A 10,431-nucleotide genomic window follows, 5' to 3' on the forward strand; every position below is an offset into this window, starting at 1 on the left:
GAACGATCGGAGGGGGCGTCGCCCTGTGTTCGCCCGCCGCCCGGGGCGGCGGTCAGTCCTCGTGGCCGAGCTGCAGGTCGCGTTCGGTGTGTCCGCCGCCCGCGACCTGGAGCACGGTGGCGACCGGCGGATAGCCGGCGGCGATGACCGTGTACTCCCCCGAGGACAGGTCCACGAAGCGGAACGTGCCGTCGGGCCCCGTCGTCAGGGTGTCGACCACGTTCCCGGCCGCGTCGAGGAGCGTCACCCGCGCGTCCTCGACCGGCCGGCCGCCGCCCGCGCGCACCGTCCCGCGCAGCACCGCGCCGCCCGCCAGCTCGATGTCCTGGCGGGTCTCGCGGGAGGCCTGCACGCTCACCGGCAGCGCGGCGGGCCGGAAGGCGGGGGCGCTCGCGGCGAGGGTGTACTCCCCTGCCACCAGCTCCGTGATGACGTAGCCGCCCTCGCGTCCGCTGCGCGTGGAGGCGACGACGTCACCGCGTACGTCGGTGAGGGTGACCGCCGCGTCCCGTACGGGAGTTCCGTCGGCGGTCACGACACAGCCGGCCAGCCGGCCGGCGCCGCCGAGGACCACGTCGAGTTCGACGGGCCGTTCGCCGACGGTGACGGAGACGGCCTGCGGCTGGTGGCCTCCGGCCGCCGCGATCAGTACGTACGAGCCGGACCCGGGGACGCTGAGCGCGTACCGCCCGTCCTCGCCGCTGCCGCCGCGGCCGATCTGCCGCCCCTGGACGTCGATGAGGGTGAGGGCGGCGCGCGGGACCCGGCTGCCGTCGTGGTGCTGGACCGTGCCGCAGACCGGGAGCCCCGCGGTGTATCCGACGGTGGCGGTGGGAGCGGCGGCCCCTCGGGCGCGGGGTACGGCGGTGGGGGCCTCGGTGGTGGGGGTGTGGTTCGACACCAGCGGTTTCTCCTTGAGGAAGAAGGCGAGGACGAGGCCGAGCACGAGGACCGGCACGAGATAGAGGAAGATGCGCGGCATCGCGTCCGCGTACGCCTGGATGTAGGCGTCGCGCAGGGCCGGCGGCAGGGCGTGCACCGCCTGCGGGGTGATCGATTCGGCGGCGGGGAGCGGGGCGTTCGCCGTACGCGGGAGAGAGTCGGCGAGGGCGTCGTCGAGCCGGGAGGCGAAGAGCGTGCCGAAGACGGCCGCGCCGACGCTGCCCCCGATCTGGCGGAAGTAGTTGTGGGCGCTGGTGGCCGTGCCGAGGTCCGAGGGGCGGACGGAGTTCTGGACGGCGAGGATCAGCACCGGCATCACCAGTCCGATGCCGATGCCGAGGACGGCCTGCCAGAGGCTGTGGTGGAGGCGCGGGGTGTCGGTCTCCATGCGGGAGAGCAGCCACATGCCGACGACGGAGACGGCTCCGCCGGCCACGGGGTAGATCTTGTAGTGGCCGGTACGGGTGATGAGCTGCCCGGAGACGATCGACGCGAGGACGATGCCGCCCATCAGGGGCAGCATGAGGAGGCCGGACTCGGTGGCGGTGGCGCCCTCGACCATCTGGAGGAAGGTCGGCAGGTAGCTGGCGGCGCCGAAGAGCGCGATGCCGATGACGGCCCCGACGAGGCTGGTGACCGTGAAGACCGAGTCGCGGAACAGGCGCAGGGGGATGAGGGGTTCGGGCGCGAAGTGCTCGACGACGAGGAGGAGCAGGGTCGTTCCGGCGGCTCCGGCGGCGAGGCCGAGAATGACCCTGGAGTCCCAGGCGTACTCGGTTCCGCCCCAACTGGTCAGCAGAACCAGGCAGGTGGAGGCGGCGGCGAGCAGGATGGCGCCGAGGACGTCGAGCCGGGCGCGGGTCTCCGGCTTGGGCAGTTTCAGCACGACGGCGACGACGGCGAGGGTGACGAGCCCGAACGGCACGTTGAAGTAGAAGCACCAGCGCCAGGAGACGTGGTCGGTGAAGAAGCCGCCGAGCAGCGGTCCGGCGACCGAGGCGAGGCCGAAGGCGGCGCCGATCAGGCCCATGTACCGGCCCCGTTCGCGGGCCGGGACGATGTCCGCGATGATCGCCTGGACGCCGATCATCAGGCCGCCCGCTCCGACGCCCTGGACGGCCCGGAAGGCGATGAGTTCGTCCATCGACCGTGACCAGCCGGCCAGGGCGGAGCCGATGACGAAGACCACGATGGCGAAGAGGAAGACGCCTTTGCGGCCGAAGAGGTCGCCGAGTTTGCCGTAGATCGGCAGGCCGATGGTGGCGGTCAGCAGATAGGCGGTGATCGCCCAGGACATCCGGTCCAGGCCCTGGAGTTCGCCGACGATCTTCGGCAGGGCGGTGGCGACGATCATCTGCTCCAGCGCGGCGAGCAGCAGCGCGAGCATCAGGCCGAAGAAGACGAGCCGGACGCGGCGCGGGTCGAGGGCGCCTTCCTCGGTCGGGGGCGGTGGCGCCTGGCCGGCGGGCGGATCGTCCGCAAGGCGCGGTACGTCGTCCTTCACCAGCGTGATCGCACCCACGTGCTGCTCCCCTCGTCACGACATCAGCGCCGCGCCATTCTTCGCATTGGGCGCGAAGCGGGAGCAAGTCGGACGGTAGGGAGGCTCACTGCCGCCGATGATCGCGAACGGGCCTTCCACGCGGCGCACTTGGGGCGCTCATCAGCGCGTTTACGGGAGCCGCGCGACCCCCGAGTGCGCGGGGCACTCTTGCGGGGGTCGCGGGAAAACCACTCGAATCGGTGAGCGTGCGGGCGTTACTTCTCCACCTCGGTGGCGAGGTTGGCCAGCATGGCGTCGTAGATGCGGGCAAGTCCCTTGGGCGCGAAGGTCTTCTCGAAGAAGCCGCCGATGCCGCCGGCGCCGTTCCAGACGGTGGTGACGACGGCCCGCGACCTGCCCTCGCCCGCCGGGGTGACGGTCCAGGTGGTGACCATGGAGGAGTTGCGGTCCTTCTCCACGAGCTGGCCGTCGGTGGGCTCGGTGACCTCCAGGAGGCAGTCGCGGATGCGCTTGCTGGTGGCCTGGAGCTTCCAGTGGACGAGGGTGCCCTCGCCGTCGCCGCCCTCGCGCACCTCGTACTCGCTGAAGTGCTCCGGCAGCACCTTCGCGCGCGTGCCGCTGTAGTCGGCGAGGGCGTCGAACACCGTCTCCGGGTCCGCCGCGATGATCCGCTCCGTGGTGGCCTCGACCTGCGCCATGGCACTTCCTCCAGCACTTGGTTCTTCAAGGGGTGTGGCGCCCAGCCAACCATCTGGGCGCGGGCCTCCCAAATCCGGGTTCCCCACGGCTTCCCGCCCGGCGTGCGACGATCAAGGGAACATCTGTTCTATTCTGGAGTGGGCCGAGGAGACCGCTACCGAGGAGGCGTCCATGCGCTGGGACAATCTGGGCGACAACGCCGTCGCCGCCGAGACCGCGCTGTTCGGCACGGACGCGGTCACCACCCGTACGTTCGACACCCCCGAGTTCCGCGGGATCACCTTCCACGAGGTGCGGGCCCGCTCGATCGTGAACCGGGTGCCGGGCGCCTCCCGCATGCCGTTCGAGTGGACGGTCAACCCGTACCGCGGCTGCACGCACGCGTGCGTCTACTGCTTCGCCCGCAAGACCCACAGCTATCTGGACCTCGACACCGGCCTCGGCTTCGACTCCCAGATCGTGGTGAAGATCAACGCGCCGGAGCTGGTGCGCCGCCAGCTCTCCTCCCGCCGCTGGCAGGGCGCGCACATCGCGATGGGCACGAACGTGGACTGCTACCAGCGGGCCGAGGGCCGCTACCGGCTGATGCCCGGGATCATCGAGGCCCTGCGGGACCACGCGAACCCGTTCTCCATCCTCACCAAGGGCACCCTGATCCTGCGCGACCTCGATCTGCTCGTGCAGGCCTCCGAGGTGACCGAGGTCGGCATCTCCGTCTCCGTCGGCTTCACCGACCAGGAGCTGTGGCGCACGGTCGAGCCCGGCACGCCCTCCCCGCAGCGGCGCCTCGACGTCGTGCGGACGCTCGGCGAGCACGGCATCGGCTGCGGGGTGCTGATGGCCCCGGTGATCCCCTTCCTCGGCGACCGGCCCGAGCAGCTGCGGGAGACCGTGCGCGCCATCGCCGAGGCGGGCGCGACCTCCGTGACCCCGCTCGTCCTCCATCTGCGGCCCGGGGCGCGCGAGTGGTTCTTCACCTGGCTGCGACAGCACCACCCGCACATGGTGGGGCGGTACGAGCGGATGTACGCGGACGGGGCCTACGCGCCGACCTGGTACCAGCGCCGGATCACCCGTCAGGTCCACGAGCTGGCCGCCGAGTTCGGGATCGGACCCGCCCGCCGGGGCGCGCCGCGCCGGATACCGGTGGCGGAGGAGCCGGCGCCCGCGCCCGAACAACTCAGCCTGCTCTGACCCCTCCCCCTGGTGCGATGAACTGACGGTTCGTCTGTTCGGGTCAACTCTGGGCAGAAGATGTCCTTTCGCCTTCCCTTCTGGGCACGGACGCCCTATGACCACACGCGCAGGAATGCTGATCGCCGCTGGGGCTCTGGTCGCCGGGACGACCACCGCCCTGCCGGCAGCGGCGACTCCCCGGCCCGAGCCCGCCCTCCGCCCGATCGCGCCGCTCGTCTGGAGCGGCTGCGCCACCACGGCGTATCCGAAGCTCCAGTGCGCCACCCTCAAGGTGCCGCTGAACCACGACGACCCGGTGGGCCGGAGCATCACCCTCGCCCTCACCCGGGTGCCGCACACCGCGAAGACGTCCCAGGGTCCGCTGCTGGTCAACCCGGGCGGACCGGGCGGCAGCGGTCGGACCATGGCCGGGTTCGTGGCCGCCTCGCTGCCCGCGAAGGTGGCCGCGCAGTACGACGTCATCGGCTTCGACCCGCGCGGCGTCGGCAAGAGCGAGCCCGCGCTGAACTGCCGTCCCGGCCACTTCGACCCGGTCCGCCCCGACTCGGTGCCGAGCGGGGCGGAGGGCGAGCGGGTGGGCGTCGAGCGGGCACAGGCCTTCGCGAAGGCCTGCGGGGACAAGTACGCCGACGTCCTGCCGTACATCGACACGGTCAGCACGGCCCGGGACATGGACGCGATCCGGGCGGCGCTCGGAGCGCCGAAGCTCACCTATCTGGGCTACTCCTACGGCACCTACCTCGGCGCCGTGTACGCGCGGCTCCATCCGGAGCGGGTGCGCCGCATGGCGCTGGACTCCGTCGTCAACCCACAGGGGGTCTGGTACGAGGACAACATCGCGCAGGACTACGCCTTCGACACCCGCCACAAGGACTTCATGGCCTGGGTGGCCCGCCAGGACTCCACGTACGGACTGGGGAAGGACCCGGCGGCGGTCGAAGCCGCCTGGTACCGGATGCGGGACGCACTGGGGAAGACCCCGGCGGGCGGCAAGGTGGGCCCCGGTGAGCTGGAGGACACGTATCTGCCGGGCGGGTACTACAACGGCTACTGGCCCAAGCTCGCCGAGGCGTTCTCGGCGTACGTCAACGACAAGGACGCGGTCCCGCTGACGCGGGCGTACGAGGACTACGCGGCGGCGGACACGGCCTCCGACAACGGCTACTCGATCTACACGAGCGTGCAGTGCCGGGACGCGAAGTGGCCGCGCGACTGGAGCACCTGGCGCATGGACAACTGGGACGTGCACGCCAAGGCACCGTTCTCCACCTGGAACAACGCCTGGTACAACGCTCCGTGCGCCTTCTGGCCGGTGGACTCCCTGACGCCGCCGGACGTCTCGAACGACGAGGTGCCCCCGGTCCTGATCCTCCAGGCCACGGACGACGCCGCCACTCCGTACGAGGGTGGTGTGGCGCTGCACCGGATGGTGCGGGGCTCCAGCCTCGTGGTCGAGGAAGGCGGCGGCAACCACGGGGTGACGCTGGGCGGCAACGCGTGCATGGACGAGCACCTGGCGGCCTACCTCGCGACGGGGGCCGTGCCCCGCGGTGACGGGCAGACGGAGGCGGACGCGGTCTGCGCCGCGCTTCCGGAGCCGGAACCGAAGCCGAAGACGAAGCCGAAGAAGGCCGGCGCGAAGCGTGCCGCCGTGGCGGTCACCCCGTCGGCCCCTTCGGCCCCGTCGGCCACGCCGGCCGGGACGGGCGGCGCGGTGCTGCACGCGCTCCTCGGTCACGAGCGCTGAAGGCCCTGGGCAGCACCGGGCCGGGCCCCTTCCGGGGGCCCGGCCCGGGCTGTCAGTGGGGTGCGCGAGGATGTCGGGCATGAGTTCGCATCTGACCCATGTGTCCGCCCCTGACGGTGTCGCCGCCAGCCCCCAGTACAGCCACGTCGTCTGGGGCACCGGCCGGTTCGTCGCGATATCCGGCCAGTGCTCCTTCGACGCCTCCGGCGCCGTCGTCGGGGCGGACGACCCGGCGGCGCAGGCCCGCCAGGTCTTCGCGAACCTGCGCCGCTGCCTGGCCTCGGCAGGCGCGGACTTCACGGACGTGGTGAAGCTGACGTACTTCGTCACGGACGTCGCCCACCTCCCGGCCGTCCGGGCGGCGCGCGACGAGGCCTTCGGCACGGCCCCGCTGCCGGCGAGCTCGGCGGTCCAGGTCGCCGCGCTGGTCCGCCCCGAGCTGCTGATCGAGATCGAGGCCTTCGCGCTGGTCCCGGAGGAGGAGGCCAGGCAGGACGAGGTCGCGGACGCCGTGGCCGCCCCGGTGAAGCTGTTCGCGGTGGACGGCGGGCTCTAGGTCGGGAGGCGGGCGAGAGCCGCAGCGGCCGCCTGGCCGAGGCGGGGGTGCGGCAGGGCGGCTTCGAGGGCCGGGCGGGCGCGGGTGTCGGCGAGTGTGCCGAGGCCCTCGACGCAGGCGAGGCCCACGCGCCAGTGCGGGTCGTCGCCCGCCAGGCGCCGTTCGAGGACGGCGAGCAGGGCCGGTACGGATTCGGGGGCGCGCAGGTCGGTGAGGAGCCGGACCGGAAAGAGGGCGTAGGCGACGCGGAGTTCGTTGGTGGCGAGGGCGGCGGCGGCCCGCGCCGTACGGGGGTCGCCGAGCCGGGCGAGGGCGTAGGCCGCGGAGACGCAGCGTTCGGGGTCGCGGTGGTTGAGGAGGAGGACCAGGGCCTCGAATGCGCGTGGGTCGCCGGCGAGGCCGAGCCGGAAGGCGGCGATCTCGCGGGCCCAGAGAGGTTGGCCGGGTGCGGTCAGGACGCGCGCGAACTCTTCGGGATCGTCGAGGGCGACAAGTTCTTCGAATGTGTTTCGATCGACTTCCGCGCCGGTGTGGATCTCGTCCCGCAATCGATCGATCATCGAGCAGAATTCCGGGTCCTGGGCGATTTCCATGGCCGTCAGCGTATCCGCGATCCAGATCACATTTTCCGAACTCCCCGGGACTGGCGCGCTCGTTACCCGCCGGTTAATCTCAGGTGAGCGGGTAACCCCCGCACCTCACAACGGCCTGGTGACGCAGCCGTCGTGAGATCGAGTGTGTCGGTTCGGCAGTTTCAGACGTGACTTCGGGACAGAGTCCGTCACCCCCTTTTCCGCGCGTCCTTCCGCGCCCGCACCGCGACCCGTTTCGCCCCGCACAGCGACGTGTTTCGCCCGCACGCGATCCGTTCGCTCGTATGCGATCCGTTTCGCCCCCCGCGATCCGTTTCGCCTGCGCGATTCGCCTTTCGCGCCCGCAATCGCCGCCTTCAGTCGTCACTCTTCACCTCCTGGAGTCCCCTGATGGACACCCCTCTCTCCACCATCGCCGTCGTCGGTCTCGGCACCATGGGCAAGGGCATCGCCGATGTCCTCGCCCGGGCCGGCCGCGAGGTCATCGGTATCGACATCAGCGAAGCCGCCGCCGCCCAGGCGGTCGCCGCCCTGGAGGCGTCCACCGCCCGCGCGGTGGCCCGTGAGCGGATCACCGAGGAGGAGCGGCGGGACGTCCTCGCCCGCTTCCGCACCTACTCCGACCTCCAGGCGGCGGCCGACGCCGACCTGGTGATCGAGGTCGTGCCCGAGTCGTACGAGGCCAAGCAGGAGGTCTTCCGGGCCCTGGACGCCATCGTCCGCCCCGACACGATCATCGCCACCGGCACCAACGCCCTCTCCGTGACGCGTCTCGCGGCCGACTCGGCGCGCCCGGAGCGCGTGCTCGGCCTGCACTTCTTCACACCCGTCCAGGCCATGAAGCTGGTCGAGGTCGTCTCCTGCGTCCTGACCGCGCCGCAGGCCGTCGAGGCCGTCACCGCCCTGGCGCACGACCTCGGCAAGGAGCCCGTCGCGGTCGGCGACCGCCCCGGCTTCGTCGCGGACGGGCTGCTCTTCGGCTACCTCAACCAGGCCGCGGCGATGTACGAGGCGAAGTACGCCTCCCGCGAGGACATCGACGCCGCCATGAAGCTCGGCTGCGGTCTGCCGATGGGTCCGCTGGAGCTCCTTGACCTGATCGGCATCGACACCGCCCGTACGGTCCTGGAGGCGATGTACAGCGAGTCGCGCGACCGGCTGCACGCCCCCGCGCCGATCCTCAAGCAGCTCAGCGAGGCGGGCCTCACGGGCCGCAAGTCGGGCCGCGGCTTCTACACGTACGACGCGGCCGGCTCCGCCACCGTGGTCCGCGACGCGCTGACCCCGCTGGAGAGCGCCGCCACCGCCCAGGGCCGCGAGGTCCGCTCGGTGGGCGTGGCCGGCTCCGGCACCATGGCCTCCGGGATCGCCGAGGTCTTCGCCAAGGCCGGGTACGAGGTCGTCCTCGCCGCCCGCTCCCAGGAGAAGGCCGACACCGCCAAGGCCCGGATCGCGAAGTCCCTCGCCCGTTCGGTCGACAAGGGCCGGATGACCGGCGAGGCCCGGGACGAGACGCTGGCCCGGATCACCGCGGCCGGTTCGCTCGACGCCTTCGCCGAGGTCGACCTCGCCGTGGAGGCGGTCGCCGAGGACCTGGCGATCAAGCAGGAGCTGTTCGGCCGGCTCGACAAGATCTGCAGGCCCGGGGCGGTGCTCGCCACCACGACCTCCTCGCTGCCGGTGGTCGCCTGCGCCCGTGCGACCTCCCGGCCGCAGGACGTGATCGGGATGCACTTCTTCAACCCGGCGCCCGCGATGAAGCTGGTGGAGATCGTCCGTACGGTCCTGACCGCCGACGACGTGCACGCCACGGTCCGCGAGGTCACGACGAAGATCCGGAAGCACCCGGTGGACTGCGGCGACCGGGCCGGCTTCATCGTGAACGCGCTGCTCTTCCCGTACCTGAACAACGCGATCAAGATGGTCCAGGAGCACTACGCGTCCCTGGACGACATCGACGCGGCGATGAAGCTGGGCGGCGGCTACCCCATGGGGCCGTTCGAGCTGCTCGACGTCGTCGGCCTGGACGTCTCGCTCGCGATCGAGCAGGTGCTGCACCGCGAGTTCCGTGACCCGGGCCTGGCCCCCGCGCCGCTTCTGGAGCACCTGGTGGCGGCCGGCTGCCTGGGCCGCAAGACGGGGCGCGGCTTCCGCGAATATGCCCGTCGCTGAGCCCTCCGCGGGCTGGGGAGGGCTGCTGAGCCCCGGGAGCGCCTCCGGCGCCCCGGGTACGGGCCCCGGCGACCCTCCCCCACCTGGGCACACTCCCGCACTGATGCAGTACGTTCAGGACATGTCCAAGGCCGCGAAGTCACCCCGTGCCACGTCCCTGTCCACCGCCGAGACGGAGAGCCCGGCGGGTACCCGCGCGGCCGCGCAGCGGCTGAAGATGCGCCGGGAACTGGCGGCGGCGGCCATGGAGCTCTTCGCGACCAAGGGGTACGAGGCCACGACGGTCGACGAGATCGCCGCGGCGGCCGGGGTCGCCCGACGGACGTTCTTCCGCCACTTCCGCTCCAAGGAAGAGGCGATCTTCCCCGACCACGACGACACCCTGGTGCGGGCGGAGGCGGTACTGAATGCCGCCCCGCCGCACGAGCACCCGCTGGACACCGTCTGCCGGGGCATCAAGGAAGTCATGAAGATGTACGCGGGGTCCCCGGCGGTCTCCGTGGAGCGGTACCGGCTCACCCGCGAGGTGCCCACCCTGCGGGAGCGTGAGATCGCCTCGGTGGCCCGCTACGAGCGGCTGTTCACCCGCTATCTGCTGGGCCATTTCGACGAGCGCGACCACCACGACGGCAACGACGACCCGCTGCTGGCCGAGGTGGCGGCCTCGGCGGTCGTCACGGCCCACAACCACGTGCTGCGCCGCTGGCTGCGGGCGGGCGGCCAGGGAGACGTGGAGGCGCAGCTCGACCACGCCTTCGCCATCGTCCGGGAGACCTTCGGCTCCGGCATAGGCGCCCGGCCGGCGTCGGCGACGCAGGCCGGCCCGCAGACCGCCGCACCGGCGTCCGCATCCGCACCGGCGGCGACGGCGACCATGTCCGGCGAGGGCGACGTGGTGATCGCGGTGGCCCGTACGGACGCCCCGCTGGACGAGGTCATGCGGACGATCCAGAAGGCGCTGAAGGGCTGACCCACCAGCACGAGAACGGCGAAGGCCGCCCCGCCCGGGGCGGCCTTCGCC

8 protein-coding genes are annotated in these 10,431 nt (G+C 71.9%); 5 read left to right on the plus strand and 3 right to left on the minus strand.

The window, feature by feature from the left end; translation table 11 throughout:
• Positions 1-52 precede the first annotated feature (52 nt).
• Both ACWF79_RS34255 and ACWF79_RS34260 read right to left on the minus strand, forming a co-directional pair.
• Positions 53-2,464 carry an MFS transporter gene (locus ACWF79_RS34255; RefSeq protein WP_453732083.1) on the minus strand — a complete coding sequence of 804 codons (2,412 nt, stop codon included), beginning with the start codon at positions 2,462-2,464 and terminating at the stop codon, positions 53-55.
• A gap of 236 nt (positions 2,465-2,700) precedes the next feature.
• Positions 2,701-3,144, minus strand: coding sequence for an SRPBCC family protein (locus tag ACWF79_RS34260; protein WP_453732084.1), 444 nt, complete (start codon positions 3,142-3,144; stop codon positions 2,701-2,703).
• 172 nt (positions 3,145-3,316) lie between these two features.
• On the opposite strand from ACWF79_RS34260, the gene ACWF79_RS34265 reads away from it, so the two are divergent.
• The 3 genes from ACWF79_RS34265 to ACWF79_RS34275 all read left to right on the plus strand — a co-directional run bounded on the left by ACWF79_RS34265 (position 3,317) and on the right by ACWF79_RS34275 (position 6,645).
• Entirely contained in the window at positions 3,317-4,339 is a 1,023-nt protein-coding gene (locus ACWF79_RS34265) for an Rv2578c family radical SAM protein (RefSeq protein WP_453732085.1), read from the plus strand.
• 97 nt (positions 4,340-4,436) lie between these two features.
• Positions 4,437-6,089, plus strand: coding sequence for an alpha/beta hydrolase (locus ACWF79_RS34270; RefSeq protein ID WP_453732086.1), 1,653 nt, complete (start codon positions 4,437-4,439; stop codon positions 6,087-6,089).
• A gap of 79 nt (positions 6,090-6,168) precedes the next feature.
• Positions 6,169-6,645 carry a RidA family protein gene (locus tag ACWF79_RS34275; protein ID WP_453732087.1) on the plus strand — a complete coding sequence of 159 codons (477 nt, stop codon included), beginning with the start codon at positions 6,169-6,171 and terminating at the stop codon, positions 6,643-6,645.
• Here ACWF79_RS34275 and ACWF79_RS34280 read toward each other — a convergent pair.
• Entirely contained in the window at positions 6,642-7,238 is a 597-nt protein-coding gene (locus tag ACWF79_RS34280; protein ID WP_453732088.1) for a HEAT repeat domain-containing protein, read from the minus strand. The genes ACWF79_RS34275 and ACWF79_RS34280 overlap by 4 nt on opposite strands.
• A 390-nt stretch (positions 7,239-7,628) precedes the next feature.
• On the opposite strand from ACWF79_RS34280, the gene ACWF79_RS34285 reads away from it, so the two are divergent.
• On the plus strand, positions 7,629-9,410 hold the full coding sequence (locus ACWF79_RS34285; protein WP_453732089.1) for a 3-hydroxyacyl-CoA dehydrogenase family protein: 1,782 nt from the start codon (positions 7,629-7,631) through the stop codon (positions 9,408-9,410).
• A 121-nt stretch (positions 9,411-9,531) separates the two neighbouring features.
• Positions 9,532-10,380 (plus strand): TetR family transcriptional regulator, encoded by an 849-nt coding sequence (locus ACWF79_RS34290; protein ID WP_453732090.1) that lies wholly within the window; start codon positions 9,532-9,534, stop codon positions 10,378-10,380.
• Positions 10,381-10,431: the final 51 nt, after the last annotated feature.

This window comes from Streptomyces sp. NPDC054975, assembly GCF_053609105.1.